This window comes from Wielerella bovis (genome assembly GCF_022354465.1).
Classification (GTDB): Bacteria; Pseudomonadota; Gammaproteobacteria; order Burkholderiales; family Neisseriaceae; genus Wielerella; species Wielerella bovis.
In genome coordinates this window covers 1,456,520-1,478,341 of the sequence record NZ_CP092361.1, presented here as the reverse complement: position 1 = coordinate 1,478,341, position 21,822 = coordinate 1,456,520, and the positions used below count along the sequence as shown (strand labels likewise).

Annotated in this window: 19 protein-coding genes; 8 read left to right on the top strand and 11 right to left on the bottom strand. The window is 42.0% G+C overall.

Going from position 1 to position 21,822, the window contains the following annotated elements:
• Positions 1–106 precede the first annotated feature (106 nt).
• From MIS45_RS07205 to MIS45_RS07195, 3 genes are all read right to left on the bottom strand, one after another.
• Complete coding sequence (locus tag MIS45_RS07205) at positions 107–3,310, bottom strand: DNA translocase FtsK (protein ID WP_249450036.1); 3,204 nt, start codon at positions 3,308–3,310, stop codon at positions 107–109.
• 209 nt (positions 3,311–3,519) lie between these two features.
• Entirely contained in the window at positions 3,520–4,233 is a 714-nt protein-coding gene (trmB, locus tag MIS45_RS07200) for a tRNA (guanosine(46)-N7)-methyltransferase TrmB (RefSeq protein ID WP_249450035.1), read from the bottom strand.
• A 195-nt stretch (positions 4,234–4,428) separates the two neighbouring features.
• Positions 4,429–5,271 carry a class II glutamine amidotransferase gene (locus MIS45_RS07195; RefSeq protein WP_249450034.1) on the bottom strand — a complete coding sequence of 281 codons (843 nt, stop codon included), beginning with the start codon at positions 5,269–5,271 and terminating at the stop codon, positions 4,429–4,431.
• A 144-nt stretch (positions 5,272–5,415) separates the two neighbouring features.
• Between MIS45_RS07195 and MIS45_RS07190 the strand changes: the two genes are divergently transcribed.
• From MIS45_RS07190 to MIS45_RS07180, 3 genes are all read left to right on the top strand, one after another.
• Positions 5,416–5,976: an adenine phosphoribosyltransferase gene (locus MIS45_RS07190; protein WP_249450033.1), complete on the top strand. Its 561-nt coding sequence runs from the start codon at positions 5,416–5,418 to the stop codon at positions 5,974–5,976.
• 216 nt (positions 5,977–6,192) lie between these two features.
• Positions 6,193–6,804, top strand: coding sequence for a rhomboid family intramembrane serine protease (locus MIS45_RS07185; RefSeq protein ID WP_249450032.1), 612 nt, complete (start codon positions 6,193–6,195; stop codon positions 6,802–6,804).
• A gap of 141 nt (positions 6,805–6,945) precedes the next feature.
• Positions 6,946–8,367 (top strand): basic amino acid/polyamine antiporter, encoded by a 1,422-nt coding sequence (locus MIS45_RS07180; RefSeq protein WP_249450031.1) that lies wholly within the window; start codon positions 6,946–6,948, stop codon positions 8,365–8,367.
• Between the two features lie 229 nt (positions 8,368–8,596).
• Here the strand turns inward: MIS45_RS07180 and MIS45_RS07175 are convergent, their stop codons facing one another.
• Positions 8,597–9,112, bottom strand: coding sequence for an FxsA family protein (locus MIS45_RS07175; RefSeq protein WP_249450030.1), 516 nt, complete (start codon positions 9,110–9,112; stop codon positions 8,597–8,599).
• 198 nt (positions 9,113–9,310) lie between these two features.
• Here MIS45_RS07175 and MIS45_RS07170 point away from each other — a divergent pair, with 198 nt between their 5' ends.
• The 3 genes from MIS45_RS07170 (at position 9,311) to MIS45_RS07160 (ending at position 11,644) form a co-directional block, all read left to right on the top strand.
• Entirely contained in the window at positions 9,311–9,991 is a 681-nt protein-coding gene (locus MIS45_RS07170) for a M23 family metallopeptidase (RefSeq protein ID WP_249450029.1), read from the top strand.
• Positions 9,992–10,094: 103 nt separating this feature from the next.
• Positions 10,095–10,859: an imidazole glycerol phosphate synthase subunit HisF gene (gene hisF / locus MIS45_RS07165; RefSeq protein WP_249450028.1), complete on the top strand. Its 765-nt coding sequence runs from the start codon at positions 10,095–10,097 to the stop codon at positions 10,857–10,859.
• Between the two features lie 56 nt (positions 10,860–10,915).
• Entirely contained in the window at positions 10,916–11,644 is a 729-nt protein-coding gene (locus MIS45_RS07160) for an FKBP-type peptidyl-prolyl cis-trans isomerase (protein ID WP_249450027.1), read from the top strand.
• 75 nt (positions 11,645–11,719) lie between these two features.
• Here the strand turns inward: MIS45_RS07160 and deoD are convergent, their stop codons facing one another.
• On the bottom strand, positions 11,720–12,430 hold the full coding sequence (gene deoD / locus MIS45_RS07155) for a purine-nucleoside phosphorylase (protein ID WP_249450026.1): 711 nt from the start codon (positions 12,428–12,430) through the stop codon (positions 11,720–11,722).
• 208 nt (positions 12,431–12,638) lie between these two features.
• Here deoD and MIS45_RS07150 point away from each other — a divergent pair, with 208 nt between their 5' ends.
• Positions 12,639–12,863: a hypothetical protein gene (locus MIS45_RS07150; protein ID WP_249450025.1), complete on the top strand. Its 225-nt coding sequence runs from the start codon at positions 12,639–12,641 to the stop codon at positions 12,861–12,863.
• Here MIS45_RS07150 and deoA read toward each other — a convergent pair.
• Both deoA and MIS45_RS07140 read right to left on the bottom strand, forming a co-directional pair.
• A complete protein-coding gene (gene deoA, locus MIS45_RS07145; RefSeq protein ID WP_249450024.1) occupies positions 12,852–14,159 on the bottom strand; it encodes a thymidine phosphorylase in 1,308 nt (435 codons plus the stop codon). The genes MIS45_RS07150 and deoA overlap by 12 nt on opposite strands.
• A gap of 178 nt (positions 14,160–14,337) precedes the next feature.
• The gene (locus MIS45_RS07140; RefSeq protein WP_249448113.1) at positions 14,338–15,609 is read right to left on the bottom strand and encodes a NupC/NupG family nucleoside CNT transporter; all 1,272 of its coding nucleotides are present in this window, start codon (positions 15,607–15,609) and stop codon (positions 14,338–14,340) included.
• Positions 15,610–15,728: 119 nt separating this feature from the next.
• Between MIS45_RS07140 and cdd the strand changes: the two genes are divergently transcribed.
• On the top strand, positions 15,729–16,526 hold the full coding sequence (gene cdd / locus MIS45_RS07135) for a cytidine deaminase (RefSeq protein WP_249450023.1): 798 nt from the start codon (positions 15,729–15,731) through the stop codon (positions 16,524–16,526).
• A gap of 28 nt (positions 16,527–16,554) precedes the next feature.
• On the opposite strand, the gene MIS45_RS07130 is transcribed toward cdd, so the two are convergent.
• From MIS45_RS07130 to MIS45_RS07115, 4 genes are all read right to left on the bottom strand, one after another.
• Positions 16,555–17,430, bottom strand: coding sequence for an IS982 family transposase (locus tag MIS45_RS07130; RefSeq protein WP_249450022.1), 876 nt, complete (start codon positions 17,428–17,430; stop codon positions 16,555–16,557).
• A 251-nt stretch (positions 17,431–17,681) separates the two neighbouring features.
• Positions 17,682–18,413 (bottom strand): acid phosphatase AphA, encoded by a 732-nt coding sequence (aphA, locus tag MIS45_RS07125; RefSeq protein WP_249441963.1) that lies wholly within the window; start codon positions 18,411–18,413, stop codon positions 17,682–17,684.
• A 622-nt stretch (positions 18,414–19,035) separates the two neighbouring features.
• Positions 19,036–20,424, bottom strand: a complete 1,389-nt coding sequence (locus tag MIS45_RS07120; RefSeq protein WP_249450021.1) for a DEAD/DEAH box helicase — start codon at positions 20,422–20,424, stop codon at positions 19,036–19,038.
• Positions 20,425–20,835: 411 nt separating this feature from the next.
• Complete coding sequence (locus MIS45_RS07115) at positions 20,836–21,801, bottom strand: acetyl-CoA carboxylase carboxyltransferase subunit alpha (RefSeq protein WP_249441961.1); 966 nt, start codon at positions 21,799–21,801, stop codon at positions 20,836–20,838.
• Between the last annotated feature and the right edge of the window lie 21 nt (positions 21,802–21,822).

Genomic DNA, 21,822 nt, shown 5'->3' with positions numbered 1-21,822 from the left:
AAAAGGTTTCTGATTGCTAGAAAATGTTCATAGAAAAATCCTCTAAATTCTTGTTTAGATAGAATTTAGAGGATTGCTTGTTTTTTTGCAAAGGTTTCAGGCTGCCTTAATCTCCACTACGCGCTAAAATCGTACGTTTACCTGTGTGGTCAGGTTTGGAAATAATGCCCTCATCTTCCATTTGTTCAATAATAGTTGCTGCCTTGTTGTAACCCACCCGTAATTGACGTTGCAATGAGGAAATGGAGGTTTTTTTGGTACGTAAGATGATTTCAACCGCTTGGTCAAACAAAGGGTCGCGTTCACCACTTGCACTACTTGTTACACCATATTCTTCGGTTTCTGGTATCAGAATCTCGTCAATATAATCAGGCTCGCCAAATTGTTTCAAATATTCCACAATCGCATGCACTTCGTTATCCGTCACAAATGCACCGTGTACACGCTGCGGATAGCTTGTACCAGGTGGCAAGAATAGCATATCGCCTTGTCCCAACAGATTTTCTGCGCCCATTTGGTCGAGAATGGTGCGACTGTCAATTTTGCTGGATACTTGGAATGCGATGCGTGTCGGAATATTGGCTTTAATCAAACCTGTAATCACATCTACGCTTGGACGTTGGGTTGCCAAAATCAGGTGAATACCAGCAGCACGTGCTTTTTGTGCCAAACGAGCAATCAGTTGCTCAATTTGTTTGCCAGCAATCATCATCAAATCGGCAAACTCGTCCACCACTACTACGATAAATGGCAATTTTTCCAATGGTTCAGGGTCATTAGGCGTGAAACTGAACGGATTAGGGATTTTTTTGCCTTTGGCTTCGGCAGCCTGAATTTTGTCGTTATAGCCAGCTAAATTACGCACACCGACATGACTCATCAAGCGATAACGTTTCTCCATTTCATTGACACACCAGTTAAGCGCGTTGGCAGCCAATTTCATGTCAGTAACCACAGGGGCGAGCAAATGTGGGATGCCTTCGTAAATGCTCAATTCTAGCATTTTGGGGTCAATCATAATCATACGCACGTCTTCGGGCGATGCTTTGTACAACATAGATAAAATCATCGCGTTCACGCCAACTGATTTACCTGAACCTGTTGTACCAGCCACCAATAAATGCGGTGCTTTTGCTAAATCGGTAACCACAGGCTCGCTTGTAATATCTTGTCCCAGCGCGAGAGTTAAATTGGACTGGCTGTTCGCGAAAGCAGGGGAGTTGAGAATTTCACTCAAACGAATCATTTGGCGGTTGGGATTGGGTAATTCCAAGCCCATGCAGGTTTTTCCTGGTATGGTTTCTACTACGCGAATGGCTGCCACACCCAATGAACGTGCTAAATCTTTTTCTAAATTAATCACAGCACTACCGCGAACACCTGTATCAGGTTCTATTTCGTAACGTGTAATTACTGGTCCAGAATAGGCATCAACCACGTTTACTTTAACTTTAAATTCAGCCAACTTTTCTTCAATAATGCGTTTATTTTTATCCAACGCATCTTGGCTTTGTACCGCGGCAGGATTGTGTTCCGATGGTAATAATAAAGATAAAGGTGGAATGGTATTTTCAGGCTGCCTTTCTGGATTTCCTATATCATCAGTAAAGGTTTCACTAATTTCTTGTTGTTGTTCTTTTGCTGAAGCGGTTTCTTGATAATATTGTTCAAAATCCGCTTCAGTAAATGGGCTATCATCTTCTTCCGTTGGTGAATAAGATGCTTGGTTTTTTGTTTGCGCTACGAAAGATATATTAGGTTTGATTTTCTGTGTGCCTGCATTGGTAAAAAAGTCTACGGCAAAATCTTCTGGGCGCAAAGCATTGTCAAAACTGACTGCATCCATGATTTCAGGTGCAGGAATAGGGGATAAAGGTAAAGCAGGTGCCTCTGCAATTGCAACACTAGTTGCAGAGGCAGCCTGAAAACCTAAATTCATTTCAGCATGGCTCAAACGATTAGCTTGGGGTTTGATGAAATGTAAGCCACTTTCTTGTTCTTGACGTTTACGTTCAGCAGCGGTTTGTGTGTTAGCTAAATTTGCCCATACTTCATTATCTGGAATGATATTTAAATCGGTAAATGGGTCATTTTTTAGCGATTGCTCTACTGTTTGTTGATGATGTAAACGAGCAATTCTTTGGCGTGATAGACTTTCTTGGATATTTTCTAAATCAATCGTTTCCAATTCGCCACTGGGTTCAGGTAAACGGATTTCTGTAAATTCTGGATTGGAAATAATTGGACTGGGCGCAGTAAGACTGGATACAGTATCGTCTAAAAATGGTGTTTCATTTGATTCTGTTTCCAATTCTGCCAATTCGTCTAATGTGCGACGGCGTACGCGGTCAAGTGCAGGGTCGTCTAAAGTAATCGTTTCTAGTGGTACATCTTCTGTTAAGGCAGCCTGAAAATTGTTGTTTGAACGGATTTTTTCATCAGTCAAATAATTGTTTTCTTCAGTAGCAACAGTGAAATGATGCTCATCTTGGTATGATGGTGCAGATGTAGTAGTGATATTGGGGTGTGCGTTAAGCAAATTGCGTGCAGCATCTTCCAATGTAATCACTTCCATTTCTTCTGTTTGTGCAGAAACAGGAGTGATTGTTTGTATTCCTTCCAATAAATCATCATCAAATGAATCATCAGCAAAAACATCATTTGTAATACTGGTTTCTGTTACTCCAGTTGTTTCAGGCTGCATCACAGATGTAGGGGTCTCATCAATCAATTCAAAAGGAAATGTTGATGGTGTTGGTGCTGTGGATAATGCTTTGGTATTTTCTGCATTGTTTATGTTGTGTTGTGTGGATTCAAATGACATCAACGCATCTGTATTGTTTTGTGCTACATCAAAGAAATCATCAAACATATTTTGATTGCTTTGTGATGAGGAGTTAGATGGATGAGAGGTAATCTCATTATCCAGTATATCTATGGTTGTTTCATCAATTACAGATGCAGAAACAGCCATTGTTTCCGTTTCTTCGGAATCAATGGTTGGTAGAGATGTGGGGTTAGGAAGAGAGTCAATTTCTGCATTGTTGAATTCATCATCAAGCAAAAATTCAGTTGTTTCATCATTTATGTGTGATGTGGTTGATGAAATAGGGGAATCATTTGTATCGTCAATAATTTCAATGGTGTCATCAGCATGAATGGCATTGCGTGTGTATTCTGTTGCAATGGGTTGCGTGTAAACAAGTGGTTTTTTTTGGATTTCTGCGAACCATTCGCGCTCTTGTTTGCGTTGTAGCCAGATGAGTCCACCCAATAAGGTAATCATCAAAACTATAATCAAATACATCATGGAACGGACTCCGAGTGTTTTATCGTCAAAGAATTGAAATAGTCTTTATGGTGTTGTTTTTTGCTGCATATGATATTTTTATTTCTTTTGACATCGTGTTGTAAAGAATAAAAATAAATAGTTTAAGAATTCTATCGTGTTTTAGGCAGCCTGAAAACGAGAAACCGCGAAATTATAGATATGTTTCACGGTTTTTGTGGATATTTTGCTTATTTTTTGATAAAGACCAAATCCCACACGCCATGTCCCAAGCGTTTGCCACGCGCTTCAAATTTGGTTTCGGGGCGATAATCGGGCGTGGGCGCGTAATCGGCTGCGGTATTTTGTAATTCGTTGGGGAAGCTGCTCAATACTTCCAACATTTGTATGGCGTATTCTTCCCAGTCGGTTGCCAAGTGAATATAACCGCCTTGTTTTAATTTGGGCAGCAATTTTTGCACAAAGGGAATTTGAATTAAACGGCGTTTGTTGTGGCGTTTTTTGTGCCATGGGTCGGGGAAGAAAATATGAATGCCGTCCAAACTGGCATCGGGCAACATTTGTTCTACTACTTCTACCGCATCGTGGCGCATCACGCGGATATTGTTGATGTTTTGTTCGCTGATGAGTTTGCACAAATTGCCGACCCCAGGACCGTGTACATCAATCGCTAAAAAATCTTTGTCAGGCAAACGTTGGGCGATTTCGGCGGTGGCGACGCCCATGCCAAAACCAATTTCTAAAATTTTGGGATTGGGGCGTTCAAAATGTTTATTTAAATCTATTAAGGCAGCCTGAAAATCAATACCTAATTTTTGCCAATTATCATCAATGGCTTTTTGTTGTGCGGCGGTCATGTGTCCTTGTCGCAAAACAAAAGATTTGATACTTCGGCGGTGTTCTTCGGGTACGTTGATTTCGGAATGTTTGATTTCTTGGTTCATGATTTTGTATTAATTGTTTGATTAAATAAAAAATATTTTTCAGGCTGCATTGTATAGTGGATTCAATTTAAATCAGGACAAGGAGACAGCGACCGCCGTGTACACATAGTACATAAGGGAGTTGGCAACGCTGTACTGGTTTAAATTTTTAAGATAATGGATAAGGCAGCCTGAAAATATGGATAAATATACATGCTAATAGCTAACACCTGCTTTTCGCGCAATTTCTAAACCTTGTTCATGTGTGAGATAAACAGGATTTTCGGGATATTGGCGACGAATGATTTTGCCGTGTTGAAACATGATGATTTCATCGCAAGCAAATTGCTGCCATGTTTCGTTATCGGTTAAGGGTAGGGTAGTAATAACGGCAACACGGTCTTCTGGCGTGGTTACCTTGGCAAAATCAATGGAAATGTCTTCGTCCAGCAAATGCGCCCAGCCAAATGGGGCTTGGCGCACGATGTAGTGTAATAATGTGCTGGCATGGGCAAACATCACTTCTCCATCGGATAAAATCATGTTAAACATGCCAAATTGGCGAATTTCTGCACATAGTTGAGCAATAGCGTCAAATAAAATATCGTGGCTAGGTTTGTGGGGAAATTGTTGGCGCAATCTGTCTAGCAAATAGCAAAAGGCACGTTCGGAATCTGTGTCGCCAACGGCTTGGTAGAAAATGCTGGGTGGTTGAAAATTGGCATTTAAGTTACCGTTGTGTGCAAACATCCAATAGCCGCCCCATAATTCGCGTTGAAATGGGTGGGTGTTTTCTAGTATTGTACGCCCCTGTGTGGCTTTGCGAATGTGTGCGATGACATTTTCAGATTTGATGTGATAATTGCGTATCAAGTCGGAAACAGGGGATTGGGCGCAAGGTTTATCATCCAAAAATAAACGCAAGCCACGTCCTTCAAAAAAGCCAATGCCGAAACCATCGGTGTGATGGTCGGTCAAGCCGCCGCGTTTGGAAAACCCTGAAAACGAAAAAGAAATATCTGTGGGCAAATTGCAATTCATGCCGAGCAGTTGGCACATGGTATCTTCCTTGTTATTTATTATTTTTTTTGTTGGTTTTCAGGCTGCCTATACAGTTAATGCAGCCTGAAAGTGGCGATTATAGCGTTTTTCTGTGATTGGGGCTAAAATGTCGTTTTCTTTTTTCAAATAAACGAGACGATTATGCTGTTTCACCCTGATGTGATGGGCGTTGATGCCCTTGCCGATAAAATCCGCAAAATTCCCAATTTCCCCAAAGAGGGTATTTTGTTTCATGATATTACAACAGTCTTGCAAAGCCCTGAATATTTCCGTTTGCTGGTGGATTTGTTTACTTATCGCTACATGGGACAAAAAATTGATGTGGTTGCAGGTTTGGAAGCGCGTGGTTTTATCATTGGCGCAGCGTTGGCGTATCAATTAAATGTTGGATTTGTGCCGATTCGCAAAAAAGGAAAATTGCCGTTTGATACTTTGTCACAAACGTACTCATTGGAATATGGCGAAGCAACAGTGGAAATTCATCAAGATGCGATTCATACTGGCGATAGAGTATTGTTGGTCGATGATTTAGTGGCAACAGGCGGAACCATGTTAGCTGGTGTGGAATTGATACGCCGTTTAGGGGGCGAAGTAGCAGAAGCATGTGCTATTTTGGAATTTACCGATTTGGACGGTGCGAAGAAAATTCGTGAAAATGGTGTACCACTGTTTTCATTATTGCAAAATGATGGCGCATTGTAAAAAAATGATTTTATTTTAAAATATTCTAAAATCTGTTCTGGATTTTACCGCTTGAAAGCGTAGAGCTGCCCAGTTTTTTCGTAGGTTCAGATGCTGCGGAAAATTGGGCAGCTTTGCACGCAAGAGTAGGCATTTCAATTCACTTTGGCTGATTATTCAGGCAAAGTTGTATTATTTTTTATTTCAAACAACCATAAAACAACTATATTTGAGCAAATGACTGTATTAACAAAGCCTTATTCTCACAAAATTCTCATTGCCATAAACGTACTGATTTTTATTTTGCAAACAGCAGGATGGGATTATCGCATACAAGGCTCATTGAGGCAGCCTGAAACACCTATGTATCACATTTATCAATGGCTGACGCACATGTTTTTGCATGATAGTGTGCCACATATTATGTTTAATATGTGGGCATTAGGTATGTTTTCCGTTCCTTTGCTGCATATTTGGACGGAACGCAAGTTTCTGCTGTTGTACTTTGTTTCAGGATTAATTGCTGCTATGGTTTATTTACCATTTGGGAGCGAGCAAGTCATGTTATTGGGTGCGTCAGGGGCTGTTTATGGATTATTGGGTGCATTTGCTGTTTGTTTTCCACGAGTGCCACTTGCATTATTATTGATTCCTATCAGTATTCCTGCTAAATATTTTGTTGCTGTGATTGTTGTTTATGAGATATTTGCTCAATTTAGTGGCATTTCTTTGTTTGGTACAGGTATCGCACATATGGCACACGTTGGTGGTGCAGTGGTTGGGGCATTATTTGGTTTATGGTGGCGACATGGGATTTTAACTGGAAATGCAGTAGATTTGCGCAACTAAAAAATAGTTACGAAACGAATTGTCATTAGTTTTGTCTTAAAATGAAATGTTTTTGTATCATTAATCAAATCTTTTCAGGCAGCCTGAAAGGATATTTCTTATATAATCCGTGTTTTCATAACAAGAAAACACGGATTTTTTATGTCTTCAAAATCTCAAATTGGATTAACGGCTTTAACGGCTTTGGTCATCAGCTCGATGATTGGCTCGGGTATTTTCAGTTTGCCACAAAACATGTCGGCGGTAGCAGGTTCGCAGGCTTTGCTGATTGGCTGGCTGATTACGGGTGTGGGAATTATTTTTTTGGGTTTATCGTTTCATTATTTGGCGCAAATTCGTCCCGATTTAGATGGCGGTATTTACACTTATGCACGTGAAGGTTTTGGCGATTTGATGGGATTTTTCTCGGCGTGGGGATATTGGCTGTGTACCACGATTGGTATTGTGGGTTATTTGGTGGTGATGTTTGAGGGGATTGGCGGTTTTGTGGATACGCCTGAACGCGTGATTTTTGGTCAAGGCAATACGTTTGCGTCTTTTGTGGGTGCATCGGTAGTGGCTTGGTTGATTTACGCGCTGGTGGCAAAAGGCATCAAAGAAGCATCATCGGTTAATTTGATTGCCACTGTGGTTAAAGTCTTGCCCTTGTTGCTGTTTATTGGGGTGGCGGTGTATTTTTTCAAAGCCGATGTGTTCATGAACGATTGGACTGGCGCGACATTGGCAACAACCGAAAATCCAGATACCAGCATCATGAGCCAAGTGAAAAACACCATGTTGATTACCTTGTGGGTATTCACGGGTATTGAAGGGGCGGCGGTGTTGTCCAAGCATGCCAAGACCCGTTTGGATGTGGGTCGTGCAACGGTGTTGGGGGTGAGCATCACTTTGGTGTTGTATGTGTTGATTACCGTGTTGTCGCAAGGCATTTTGCCACGTGCGCAAATTGCGGAAATGGCCAATCCGTCTATGGCGGGGGTGTTGCAGCATATGGTGGGTGATTGGGGCAAGGTTCTGATTAGTTTGTGTTTGATGGTATCGGTGTTGGCATCGTATTTAAGCTGGACATTGTATGCCACTGAAATTCCTCATTTGGGCGCGAAAAGCGGTGCGTTTCCCAAAGCCTTTTTGCAATTGAATCGCAATGAAGTGCCACATCAAGCATTGTTGTTTACCACGCTGACGGTACAATTGTGTTTGTTTTTGGTTTGGCAGACGGGCAACAGTTATGAAGCTTTGGTGTTGATTTCCACATCCATGATTTTGGTGCCATATTTGTTAGTGGGGGCATTTTTGTTGAAATATGCGTTTCAAAAACAATTGGGTGTGAAATACAAAATCATTGGCGCGATGGCAACTTTGTATGCCAGTTGGATTGTGTATGCGGCGGGTGTGACTTATTTGCTGTTTTCGGTATTGTTGTATTTGGTGGGGGCGATTTTGTATTTGTACTCGCAAAAACAATTTCATGGTAAATGGATGTTTACGCTGCCTGAAAAAATCATTTTGGGGGTATTGGGTATTTTGGCGATTCCTGCTATTTGGCAATTTTTAAACAGTTAAATGATGACAAAAACACCAAGTTTTGCTTGGTGTTTTTTTGTTTTCAGGCAGCCTGAAACCTTTGCAAAATTCCCATCTTTGGCACATTTCTGCGCGATGCGTTTCTCAAACGCTTGCCTATCTATATGATATGTCTGCGCGTTTTGCGATACTATCGCTTTGAACTGCGCTCAAATCTGGGGTTTTGCAAAGGTTTCAGCCTGAATGAGTTTTGCAAAGATTCAGATTTTTAATCTTTTTGATGTTCAATGAAATCAGAATGGCGACGCGATTTTTCAGGCTGTTTTTTGTCGTTACGCACCACAAAATCACCTTCAATCACATCGTCATCATACGCATCTTGGCGTGTATTTTGCTGATAAGTATGATAGGTAAAGCCACCGAAATGTCCCGATTGTTGCTGTGTTGTTGTGTGTGTAGCAGAATGACCACCAAATGGCAGCAGCACAATCAATGCAATCAAATCCGAGAAAAAACCTGGAAACATGAGCAAAAATGCAGCAAATGGAATGCGAATAGGGTACAGCATTTGGTACAACGAAATGCGTCCTCCCGATTTAAATAAACCACCTGCCATCAATAATTGTGATAAACCTGCGCTGCGTTTCATCAAAAATGAACCTGCCATAAAACATAAAATGATGAGTGCAAATACAGCTAATCCGCCAATGGCTTTGGCAACGATGGCGATAGAAAAAATTTCTAGGGCGATGAAAATAAGTAGCATAAAGCCCAAATATTGCATGGTGCATTGTCCTTTGAGTGTGGAAAAAATGGTATGTGTAAAGATAAGGTAGGGTAGGGCAGATTACAAGTGATTATGCTTATTTTGGGGTGTAAAATGCGGTAAAGGTGGTTATAATGAAACAAATTATTTTTTCAGGCTGCCCTAGGTATAAAAGGCAGCCTGAAAACACATTTTATTATTTTTTTGATTGATTTTATGAAACGTTTAACTTTATTTTCTATGTTGACCGCGACATTATTGCTGTCAGCGTGTGCTAATCAAACTAAAACCATGACTTGTCAAAAGCCTGCGCGTGGTTATTATTGTGTGCAATCGGGCGATACTTTGTACCGTATTAGCCAGCGTTTTGGTGTACCTGTTTCGGATTTGCAGCAATGGAATAAACTGTCGGACAGTAAAATTTTTAGTGGACAAATTTTGCAAGTGTCAGCTAGTGCGCGTAAACGCAGCGCGGTAACTCGGGCGGCACAAGTGCAGCAAGGACAACCGAAAACACAACAAACAACAGCGCAAGTACAAAAATTGCAAATGCCTGTGAATGGATTTGTGATTCGAACTTATGGTAACAATAATTTTGGTATTGATATTGTGGCGCAACGTGGTATGCCTGTGAAAGCGGCAGCAGATGGCGTGGTGATTTATGCAGGAGAAGGTGTGCAAGGTTATGGCAAATTATTGCTGGTACGCCACAGTAACACATTGCTGACCGCATATGGCAATAATGATAGTTTGCTTGTGCCCAATGGTTCGCGTGTTGTTGCTGGTCAAACGATTGCGACCGTTGGCAATTCGGGGCGTGCAGATGGGCAAAACGCGCTACATTTTGAAGTTCGTATAAATGGGAAATCCGTCAATCCAGAACCGTTTTTTCATTAATCCATCGTTCATGAAATATATTTTCAGGCTGCCTTTGAATATTAGGCAGCCTGAAAGCTATATTTTATAAAAACAAAAATATATATTTGAGAAAGGATAAATCATGTTAGCCAAACGCATTATCCCCTGTTTAGACGTAGAAAAAGGTCGCGTGGTCAAAGGCGTGAATTTTTTGGGTTTGCGCGATGCAGGCAACCCCGTAGATGTCGCCAAACGCTACAACGATGAAGGCGCAGACGAAATCACATTCTTGGACATCACAGCCAGCAGCGACAACCGCGACACCATTTTGCACGTCATAGAAGAAGTGGCGAGCCAAGTGTTTATTCCGCTCACGGTGGGCGGTGGCGTGCGCAGCGTGGCGGACATTCGCCGTTTGCTCAATGCGGGCGCGGACAAAGTCAGCATCAACACTGCTGCCGTTACCAACCCCGATTTGGTCAGCGAAGCGAGCGCGTTTTTCGGTTCACAAGCGATTGTGGTGGCGATTGATGCGAAAGCCGTCAATACCGAAAATTCGCGCTGGGACGTGTTCACGCACGGCGGCAGAAAAGACACAGGTTTGGACGCAGTAGAATGGGCGCGTGAAATGCAAGCGCGTGGCGCAGGCGAAATCCTTTTAACTTCCATGGACAGAGACGGCACGAAAATCGGTTTCAATTTGCCGCTCACACGCGCGATTTCGGAAGCGGTGGACATTCCCGTGATTGCATCGGGTGGCGTGGGCAATGTGCAACATTTGGTGGAAGGCGTGTTGCAAGGCAAAGCGGACGCGGTGTTGGCAGCCAGCATTTTCCATTTTGGCGAAGTGAGCATACGCGAAGCAAAATTAGCCATGCAAGCGGCTGGGATTGAAGTGCGTTTGTGATTTTTGATTTTGGCTGTGCTGAACAGCGTTTCAGGCAGCCTGAAAGGTATTTTAAGATGAAAAAAACATTTTTGGCGATGATTTTGGTGGCGGCAAGCGGTTTGGCGTTTGCCGATGATGATGTGAAATTATCGGCACAGCAGCAAAAAGATTGGAGCTATTTAATGGGCTATGAAGCGGCGACAACGTTTTACCCACAGCTTAATACATTTATGTCATTAGATAAGCAGGAAGTTTTCAACGGATTGCAAGATGCGTTGGACAATAAAGCTGCTCGCGTAAACGAACAGCAGAAAAGTGAATTGCACAATGCCATTGTAGAAAAAGTGATGGCGTACCACACTCAAATTGCGCAAGAAAATTTGACCCAAGGCGAGCAATTTTTGGCGCAAAACAAAACGCAAGCGGGCATTCACACCACCGCATCGGGTTTGCAATATCGTGTGGATAAAGCAGGTTCGGGCGCACGCGTGAAATTGGGCGATACCGTGAGCGTGTTTTACACAGGCAAATTGTTGGACGGCACAGTGGTTAACCAAACCCATGAACAGCCCGTTACCGTTGAATTGTCCCGACATAGTCTGATTGCAGGCTTGGTTGAAGGCTTGCAACTGATGCAAAAAGGGGGTGAATACACCTTGTTTGTTCCCACCAATTTGGCGTATGGCGAAATGCCGAGCGCAGCCATTCAACCCAATTCCATGTTGATTTTTGAAATCAAAGTGGCGGACATTCAAGCCGCACCCAGCAAAAAGAAAACATCGCCCAAAGCAAAACGCAGATGAATTTTCAGGCAGCCTGAATAGCTTGTGTAAAAGTTTCAGGCTGCCTTTTTGTATCTATTTGTTTAAAATAATATGTTACAAAGTAATGGCTGCATCTAATGCAATTTTAATCATATCGTTAAACGTTAATTGACGTTCTTCGGCAGATGTATATTCTTCGCGCACAATATGGTCGGATACGGTACAAATGGTTGCCGCTTTTGCACCAAATTCAGCTGCTACGCCATAAATGCCTGCTGCCTCCATTTCTACGCCCAAAATACCATATTTGCGTAAAGTTTCCGTCATTTGAGTATCAGGATGATAGAATAAATCAGATGAAAACAGATTGCCTACTTTAACAGAAATTTGATTGTTAGCAGCAGCCTGAACCAAGGCTTGTACAATGCCAAAATCGGCAAGTGCGGCAAAATCGTGGTTACGGAAACGCATACGATTGACGTTGCTGTCGGTACTCGCCCCCATGCCAATAACAACATCGCGTACATGCACATCATCCAAAACAGCACCGCATGAACCCACGCGAATAATGTTTTTCACGCCATATTCGGTAATCAATTCTTTGGCGTAAATGGAGCAAGAGGGAATGCCCATACCATGAGCCATGATGGATAAGTGTTTGCCTTTATAAGTACCTGTGTAGCCGTACATATTACGCACAGCGGTTACTTGTTCTGCATTTTCTAAAAAAGTTTCAGCAATATATTTGGCGCGTAATGGGTCACCTGGCATCAAAACGGTTTGAGCAAATGCACCTGTTTCAGCAGAAATATGGGGTGTTGCCATAATTTTTTCCTTATTGAAATAAGAACCTGTATTCACAATCTTAATAACTTGCTTTTATCGCCACTTTATGCGCCTACTGCGTTAACTTTTCATGCCAATATGTTCAATATTGGTATGAAAAGTCACCTTGTATCCGCAAAAATTGGCAATAAAATCAAGCAATTAATCTTATGAATACAGGTTCTAACAGTTGAAATGGTGTGTCGGGATGACACATAATTTTTTAATCATTGGGTTTTCAGGCTGCCTATTATTTATAGGCAGCCTGAAACCTTTGCAAAATCCCATCTTTGGCACATTTCTGCGCGATGCGTTTCTCAAACGCTTGCCTATCTACATGATATGTCTGCGCGTTTTGCGATACTATCGCTTTGAACGGCGCTCAAATCTGGGGTTTTACAAAGGTTTCAGCCTGAAAACATTATGCAGTTAATGTTTCATACACGATTGGACGGTTTTCAGGCTGCGTTTCGCCAATGGTAAGTGCCGCACGATAGGCTTGTGCAGCGGCTTGCCATGCGTCTTCATTTTTAGCGTGAATCATTGCCAATGGTGTATCAGGATGAACTTTGCTACCAATAGGTAAAATTTCGTCAAAGCCAACGCTGTGGTCAATTTCATCGCTGGCAATGCGTCGTCCACCGCCTAAATTGATAACGGCAATACCAATATCGCGTGTATTCATTGCTTGAATGTAACCTTCATTTTGTGCGAATACGGGTTTAATTACGGTGGCAGTAGGTAGTTGGTCAAATTGGGTGTGCCCGCCTTGCGCGATAACCATTTTCTCAAAAATTTCATAGGCTTTGCCGTTGTCTAATACATTTTGCAATTTTTGACGTGCTTCTTCGCGAGTGGCGGCAAGTTTTCCGTTTACCAAGGCTTCTGCACCCAATGCTAGTGTGATTTCATGCAAGCGTGGATTGCGTGTACCTTCATTTCGCAAATAGCGTACAGCTTCGCGCACTTCAACGGCATTGCCCGCGCTGCTGGCAAGCACTTCGTTCATATCGGTAAGCAGAGCGGTGGTTTGGCAGCCTGCGTGGGTGGCAACGGCAGCGATACTTTGTGCCAGTTGTTTGGAAAGTTCGTAAGTAGGCATGAATGCGCCACTACCTACTTTTACATCCATAACAAGGCTAGTTAAGCCTTCTGCTAATTTTTTAGACAAAATAGATGCCGTAATTAAATCAATGCTTTCTACGGTAGCGGTTACATCGCGAGTTGCGTAGATTTTGCGGTCGGCTGGAGCGAGATTACCTGTTTGTCCGACAATGACACAGCCAATTTGTTTGACCAGTTCTTGCATTTTTTGCGGAGAGGGAAAAATATCAAAGCCTTTGATGCTTTCCAATTTGTCCAATGTGCCACCAGTGTGTCCCAAGCCACGTCCTGCAATCATGGGAACAAATCCGCCACATGCGGCAAGCATGGGTGCCAGCATGAGTGATACAACATCGCCTACGCCGCCTGTGGAGTGTTTATCCAAGATTGGGGCATTGAGATGATATTTGTCCCAATTCAGGTTGTCACCACTATCGCGCATGGCAAGTGTAAGTTCGGTGCGTTCATCTAAGTTGAGTTTATTGAAATAGATTGCCATGCACATGGCGGCAATTTGTCCTTCGCTGATGCTGCCGTCGGTTACACCTTGGCTATAAAATTGAATTTCTTCGCGTGTTAAAGTTTGATTGTCGCGTTTTTTGCGTATGATTTCTTGAATCAGCATGATTAAATCCTTTGTATAGCTGGTTAAAATAGAAATAAGACAAGGCGACAGCGACCGCTGTGTACATCTAATACATAAGGGAGCTGGCAACGCAGTATTATTTTTATTTGAGCCGACTATTGTTTGAAAATAGGTTTTCAGGCTGCATTATTGGGTTTATAGGCAGCCTGAAACTTTATCACATAGTCAAACCGATAAATAAACCTGCAATGGTGGCACTCATCAAGTTAGATAATGTACCTGCAATCAGTGCGCGTACACCCATTTTGGCAATGTCGCCACGGCGGTTGGGTGCCATGATAGATAAGCCACCTACCAAAATGGCAATTGAACCCAAGTTAGCAAAGCCACACAAGGCAAATGAAATAATGGCTTGAGTTTTGGCATTTAATGCGGGCAAGCTGGTGTTTGTGATGTAATTGGTGAATTCAGAATAGGCAACAAATTCGTTTACCACTAATTTTTGTCCAATAAATGAACCAGCGACTTGTGCATCAGCCCAAGGTGCACCAATTAACCATGCTAATGGAGAGAATAACCAACCCAAGATTTTTTCTAATGATAAATCAGGCATATTCAACCAGCCACCAATACCGCCAATCATGCCATTAAACAAGGCGATGATACCGACGAAAGCAATCAACATTGCGCCAACATTGAGGGCGATTTGCATACCAATGGATGCACCAGCTGCTGCGGCATCAATGACATTGGAAGGTGGTGTTTCTCCCTCGCCAACGAAGCTGATGCTATCGTTGCTGATTTCTTGAGGAGTTTCTGTTTCGGGATGCATTAATTTAGCAAACAATAATCCCCCTGGTGCCGCCATAAATGATGCGGCTAACAAATAAGGTAAGGGCACACCCATTGCCGCATAACCGCCTAATACAGAACCAGCAATAGATGCCAAACCACCTGTCATAATGGCGAATAATTCTGATTGTGTCATTTTATGGATAAAAGGTTTAACAACCAAAGGAGCTTCGGTTTGTCCAACAAAGACATTTGCCGCTGCTGACAAACTTTCGGCACGCGATGTGCCTAGTGCTTTTTGCAATACGCCACCTAGGGCTTTAACTACCCATGCCATAATACCCAAGTAATACAACACAGAAATCAATGCGGAAAAGAAGATAATCATTGGCAGTACGCGGAAGGCAAAAATAAAACCGTTACCACCAAATAATTCAAACATTTTACTGTCCACCAAGCCGCCAAATACAAACGATACGCCTTGATTACCGTAACTTAATACCTTGGAAACGCCGTTGGACATGGTCTCCAAAATGGAACGTCCAATTGGAACGTATAAAACCAATGCCCCCAGTAAAAATTGAATGGCAAATGCCACACCAACGGTGCGTTTATTAATTGCTTTACGATGTTTAGATAATGCAATGGCAATGGTAATCAATGCAACCATGCCGAGCAAACTATTGAGTATACCCATGATTGAAAATTCTCCATACGGTTAGTATCATCATAAATTTGATGAATACGGGATTTAGAATCGGATTGAGTGTATAATCATACTAAATTTTACTTCATTTAACTACATAAGGAATGCTTATGTTACGCAGTTTTTTGACAAATTATGACATAAATCAGCAAATCGATACTTTTAATGGCGACAAAATTGCATTTGCGTTATCTTTATTGCCAGAAGCAGCACACTTAGCCGTTGTTCCTGTATCACAATTTCATGTGGGTGCGATTGCGATTGACGTTGATGGTCATTTTTATTTTGGTGCGAATCAGGAATGTTCAGAAGCTAGCATGGGGCAAACTGTTCATGCTGAACAAAGTGCAATTTCACACGCGTGGCAACGAGGGGCGAAACAAATTACCGATATTGTGGTAAATTACACGCCATGCGGGCATTGCCGCCAATTTTTGAATGAATTACGAGGCGCTGAGTCACTGCGGATTCATTTACCACACAGTCGTGATAATTTGCTCTCTGATTTTTTACCCGATAGTTTTTCTCCCAAAGATTTGGGTATGACGGAACGTTTATTAGATGATGTACATCATTCACTTCCTGCTTTAAATGATGCAGATACATTAATCCAAGCCGCTTTTCAGGCTGCCCAAAGTTGTTATGCGCCATATAGCAAAGCTTATGCTGGCGTTGCTTTGGATACAGGAGATGAGGTGTTTACAGGGCGATATGCTGAAAATGCCGCATATAATCCGAGTTTGCCACCATTGCAAGTTGCCATTAATTTATTGCGTATGAGTGGTCGTACAACAGATGAAGTAAAACGTGCGGTTCTTGTCTGTACAGAACATGGCGGACACGTTGCGATGAGTCAAGCGCTTTGGCAACATGTTGGTTCATGTGAATTGGAAATTGTGAAAATTTAAAATAACGCGAACTCGGGATAAGCCTTTCTTACTTCATTGGTAACAAAGACTTTTTCCCAAACATCATTGGCTTATAAGGAAACAGGCAATAGGCAGTCAAACCTGAAATCAAATTCAAGATAAAACCACGCTCCAAACGATGCCAAGTATGTTCAATTTGACACAAATTTTTCAGTTGCCCAAAAATGGTTTCTATAACACCACGTTTTTTAAGCAGCTTTTTCTGCTCACTTGTGTATTGTTTGGGTTTCATGCCTTTTTTGATACCCGTTAGTAAAGTAATGCCATATTTCTCTTTAAGCCAATCACTTAAATCTTTTCCAATATAGCCCCTATCCGCCACCAAAATGCCGAATAGGTGCTTTGCCATTTGTTTTAAACCTTGACGGTCATCCACATTGCCTGCGGTTAAGCAAAAATTGACCAGCTCACCCAAGTGGTTAAATACCGCATGCAATTTGAAACCGTAAAACCAGCCTGTACTGCTTTTGCCCCTTTGCGCGATGTTTTTAAACACTTTATGCGAGTGAATACGGCGATTGTGGCAAACCGACAAAGTGGTTGAATCCACCACACCTATACCTGTGCATTTGCCCATTTGGGTGGTTAAAAATACCAACATAGCAGGTAAGGCTCGTGTAGCCAGTTCCAAAAAGCGGTTGTAGCTGGGCATATTGGGGCAGTCTCGCTGCCAAATGGATTGGACTTGCCATTGGTAATAGGTTTTGAAATCACGCATGCGATATTGATGAAAAGCAATCAGTACGGTCATGATTTCTGCGGTACTGATACAACTTGGTCTATTACGAATTTTATTGTTTTTAATCAATTTGCTATTGAATTTGGGTTCAAATTCTTTGCAAAAATCATCAATTTGGCAGAAAAGTGCGGTAAGATAATCCATGTTAAAGGGCTTTCGTGATACTTGGTTGTGTGCAAACAATAGATTATCACGTTTGCCCTTTAATTTTTATGAAATTTCTTATCCCGAGTTCGCGTTAAAATATAGTGGATTCAATTTAAATCAGGACAAGGCGACAGCGACCGCCGTGTACACATAGTACATAAGGGAGCTGGCAACGCTGTACTGGTTTAGTGAATTCACTATAAAATGAAATAGGCAGCCTGAAAAATAGTTTTCAGGCTGCCTTAAAATTAATAAGATGAATCTATCAAAACTTCTTCACCATAGCCACCGTTGATGGGTAAGGGGCGATTGGTACTAACTGGTGTACGAATCACACGGATAGCACGGATACCAGCTTCTCGTGCCGCTAAAACGTCATCATTGCTATCGCCATAGTGAATTTGTGATTTATTTTTCACAATGTAATATGTTTTGTCATACAAATAAGGTGCAACAGGAGTATCTTGGGTGTAATTTACAGGTCGCATATTTTTTACATCAAATGTGCGTTCCAGAATGGTACCCAATACATCTAAACGAGTTGGATCGTTGTTGATATGACCAGTACGACCAGTGATAAATACGACTTGGTCGCCACGTTCTTGGTGCATTTTAATCAAAGCAGCAGCGGATTCTTTAGGGATAGAGCTGCGATCGCAACCATCAGCCACATAATTCCAAAATGCTTGATTTTTCAGGTATTCATAGCTATTTGGAGAAAAGGTATTGCGACCATAATAGAAGCATTGTGATGACACTAACACGGTATCATCTACGTCAAAGCTGACTGTAATGGGTGGGGTATTTTTCAGGCTGTCTCGGATTTGTTCTACTGTTACCCAACGCACTTTGTTCGTGTTTTTCATATCAATCGCAGTCACACCTTGATGAGTATAGTTTACTTTTGGTCCATGTGCTGCAGCAGATAGTGAAATTGCAGATAAAATCAATGCAATGGATGTTTTTTGTAATAAGTTCATATTTTTCTCCTAATAGTTAAAGAATATTGAAGTTACATCAAAATTGCAGTTTTACAATTTCTTTGTAAACCCTAATTTTTGAGGCATTTTTACATTATGTTTAACACAAAGCATCATATACATTTATGATATTTAAATAACTTTTTTGTTATTGTGACTTTGAGCGATGCAACAAACTAGGATTCACTGAGATTTTAGTAAGCAATTTGATGCGATATTGTAAAGCGATGCAAATAAATTGAAAAGAGAAGTGAATAAAATGAATTTGGAAAAAAAGTAGATAATATTTGAATATGTATAAATATCATGAAGATATATGCTTCGTGAAAAATACTCGGGCTGAAACCTTTGCGAAATCTAAAACAGTAGGTTGGATTCTTAAATTCGATATTTTTTATATTTAAGAAATTTGTTTTTATAGTGGATTCAATTTAAATCAGGACAAGGCGACAGTGACCGCCGTGTACACCGAGTACATAAGGGAGCTGGCAACGCGGTGCTGGTTTAAATTGAATTCACTATATTTAAATTTTTTTTGGATATAAATAGAAATTTTAGGTAGCCTGAACAGGTTTTACAAAGTTTGTCAGGCTGTCTTAAAATATTTTTTATTTCAAATTAATCAAACACGCGATTTAGTGCCACTCGTTTTGGGTTTGCCGCGAAAACTGCTTTTCTTAAAACCAGCATCGCGTTTGGCACCGTCTTTTTTGAAACCGCCAGCGCGTTTACCGCCAAAGGATTTTTTCTCGCCATACGGTTTTTTGTCGCCACCATCACGGCGACCTCCCCAACGCTCGCCTTCGCGTTTACCGCCACCGAAACCGCCTTTGCCGCGTGGTTTGCGTTCTGCGTTTTTGTTGCGTTTGCGCGTGGGTTCCAAGCCTTCAATCACGGTTTCAGGCAGCTTGCGTTCAATGTAACGCTCAATTTTATGTACCGCCATGTATTCGTTTACTTCAGCAAAGCTCATTGCCAAACCCGTGCGCCCAGCGCGACCCGTGCGCCCAATGCGGTGTACATAATCTTCCGCTTGTTTGGGCAAATCGTAGTTGATGACGTGGGTGATTGTGGGAATGTCAATGCCACGCGCTGCCACATCGGTCGCCACCAAAATTTTGCAACGCCCTTTGCGCAAATCCATCAGCGTGCGATTGCGCCAACCTTGTGGCATATCGCCATGCAAACAGTTGGCATTAAAGCCTTTTTCGTACAACTCGTCCGCCAACACTTCTGTCATCGCTTTGGTGGAGGTAAAAATCACACATTGGTCAATGTTCGCATCGCGCAAAATGTGGTCAAGCAAGCGATTTTTGTGATTTTTGTCATCACAATAAAACAATTGCTCTTCAATTTTGCCTTGTTTTTCTTCGCGTTCAATCTCAATAATTTCGGGATTTTGGGTCAATTTGCGTGCCAATTTGCCCACTGCGCCGTCCCAAGTTGCGGAAAATAGCAAGGTTTGGCGGTCTTCTGGGGTGGCTGCCACGATGGTTTCAATATCGTCAATGAAACCCATATCCAACATACGGTCGGCTTCGTCCAAAATCAAAATTTCCAAGCGGTCAAAATCAATGCGACCACTGCGCATGTGGTCCATCAAGCGTCCAGGGGTTGCCACAATCACATCAATCGGACGACTCAATGCTTTGATTTGCTGACCAAAAGATGTACCACCCACCAAAGTTACGGTACGCAACCATTTCATGTTTTGCGCGTAAGTTTGTGCGTTTTTTTCCACTTGGGCAGCCAATTCACGTGTCGGTGTCAAAACCAAAACGCGCGGACCTTTGCCTGATTTTTCACTGCGTTTGGTTAATTTTTGCAAGCTGGGTAACAAAAATGCGGCGGTTTTACCCGAACCTGTTTGCGCGGAAGCCATGATGTCGCGTCCTTGCAGAGCTGCTGGCACGGCTTGCATTTGAATCGGTGTGGGGCTGTTATAACCTGCTGATTTTAATGCAGAAAGAATATTTTTATCTAAATTTAAGTCGGCGAATTGAATCGTCATAATTTTTCCTATGGAAAACAACAACATTCTGCCTGTCATTGTCCAAATGGACTTTCAGGCAGCCGTAGAAGCATGGGAGCTTGGAAAATGATTAGTCGCAAAATAGGAAATGGCTGATAGGCAGCCTGAAAGTTTTTCCTGTAAAAAATGAAATTGCGTAAGAAAAATTTAACAGCAAGGTTGTCGCAGCTTTAATGATAGCTGTGGTTACATCGGCGACAACCTGCAAAAATAGAAAAATGCCGTTTGATACGGCATTGTTTTTCAAACAGTTTCATCATGATTGATGAACTAGGTCGAAGACGATGGCTTCAAAAAAGAAACGTGGATTTTACAGAGTATTAAACGTAAGTCAAGTGAAATATGTTTTCAGGCTGCCTTAATATATAAGGCAGCCTGAAAAATAGTTTTTTATTTATCTTTTTCAATAAATTGACCATAAGCCATAATGCGGTCAAAACGACGTGTCAGCAAATCGTCTAGCGGTAGATTTTGTGCCTCGCGTAATTGTTGTTCAATCACTATTTTGACACGTTTCATTATATCGGGATAATCGCGATGTGCGCCGCCCAATGGTTCGTCAATTATGCGGTCAATTAAGCTTAATTTTTGCAAACGGTCAGCAGTGATGCCTAGTGCAGCAGCCGCTTCGGGTGCCTTTTCTGCGGTTTTCCACAAAATAGAGGCGCAACCTTCAGGCGAAATGACCGAGTAAGTGGAATATTGCAACATGTTCACATAATCGCCAACGGCAATGGCTAATGCGCCACCTGAACCGCCTTCGCCGATAATCGTGCAAATTACAGGCACGCGTAAACGTGTCAATTCATACAGATTTTTGCCGATTGCTTCGGATTGATTGCGTTCTTCTGCGCCAATACCAGGGTAGGCACCTGGGGTATCCACAAATGTCAGCACGGGAATTTTGAATTTTTCGGCAAGATGCATCAAGCGCAGGGCTTTGCGATAACCTTCGGGGCGCGGCATACCAAAATTGCGTAAAATTTTTTCTTTGGTATCGCGTCCTTTTTGATGTCCAATGACCATGACACTTTGTCCGTCAAAACGAGCGAGTCCACCAACAATGGCGTGGTCATCAGCATAATGTCGGTCGCCATGCAATTCTTGGAAATCGGTACACAAGGCTTCAATATAATCCAACGTGTAAGGGCGTTGTGGGTGGCGTGAAACTTGTGAGATTTGTGCAGGCGTGAGTTTGGCAAAAATGGATTTGGTCAGTTCCCGATTTTTCTTTTGCAAACGGGCGATTTCATCGGAAATATCTACGGCAGAATCGCCTTGTACAAAACGTAACTCTTCAATTTTATTGGTTAATTCTGCGATGGGTTGTTCAAAGTCAAGAAAAACTGGTTTCATCTCGGCTCTCTTTGTGGATTG

Coding starts and splice junctions, on each gene's coding strand:
- deoA (WP_249450024.1), bottom strand. CDS start 14,159: ATGCTGATTCAAGAAATCATACGCAAAAAACGCGACAATCAAACTTTA.
- aphA (WP_249441963.1), bottom strand. CDS start 18,413: ATGAACTTATTACAAAAAACATCCATTGCATTGATTTTATCTGCAATT.
- MIS45_RS07170 (WP_249450029.1), top strand. CDS start 9,311: ATGAAACGTTTAACTTTATTTTCTATGTTGACCGCGACATTATTGCTG.
- cdd (WP_249450023.1), top strand. CDS start 15,729: ATGTTACGCAGTTTTTTGACAAATTATGACATAAATCAGCAAATCGAT.
- MIS45_RS07180 (WP_249450031.1), top strand. CDS start 6,946: ATGTCTTCAAAATCTCAAATTGGATTAACGGCTTTAACGGCTTTGGTC.
- MIS45_RS07195 (WP_249450034.1), bottom strand. CDS start 5,271: ATGTGCCAACTGCTCGGCATGAATTGCAATTTGCCCACAGATATTTCT.
- trmB (WP_249450035.1), bottom strand. CDS start 4,233: ATGAACCAAGAAATCAAACATTCCGAAATCAACGTACCCGAAGAACAC.
- MIS45_RS07160 (WP_249450027.1), top strand. CDS start 10,916: ATGAAAAAAACATTTTTGGCGATGATTTTGGTGGCGGCAAGCGGTTTG.
- MIS45_RS07150 (WP_249450025.1), top strand. CDS start 12,639: ATGACACATAATTTTTTAATCATTGGGTTTTCAGGCTGCCTATTATTT.
- MIS45_RS07140 (WP_249448113.1), bottom strand. CDS start 15,609: ATGGGTATACTCAATAGTTTGCTCGGCATGGTTGCATTGATTACCATT.
- MIS45_RS07115 (WP_249441961.1), bottom strand. CDS start 21,801: ATGAAACCAGTTTTTCTTGACTTTGAACAACCCATCGCAGAATTAACC.
- MIS45_RS07175 (WP_249450030.1), bottom strand. CDS start 9,112: ATGCAATATTTGGGCTTTATGCTACTTATTTTCATCGCCCTAGAAATT.
- MIS45_RS07120 (WP_249450021.1), bottom strand. CDS start 20,424: ATGACGATTCAATTCGCCGACTTAAATTTAGATAAAAATATTCTTTCT.
- hisF (WP_249450028.1), top strand. CDS start 10,095: ATGTTAGCCAAACGCATTATCCCCTGTTTAGACGTAGAAAAAGGTCGC.
- deoD (WP_249450026.1), bottom strand. CDS start 12,430: ATGGCAACACCCCATATTTCTGCTGAAACAGGTGCATTTGCTCAAACC.
- MIS45_RS07190 (WP_249450033.1), top strand. CDS start 5,416: ATGCTGTTTCACCCTGATGTGATGGGCGTTGATGCCCTTGCCGATAAA.
- MIS45_RS07130 (WP_249450022.1), bottom strand. CDS start 17,430: ATGGATTATCTTACCGCACTTTTCTGCCAAATTGATGATTTTTGCAAA.
- MIS45_RS07205 (WP_249450036.1), bottom strand. CDS start 3,310: ATGATGTATTTGATTATAGTTTTGATGATTACCTTATTGGGTGGACTC.
- MIS45_RS07185 (WP_249450032.1), top strand. CDS start 6,193: ATGACTGTATTAACAAAGCCTTATTCTCACAAAATTCTCATTGCCATA.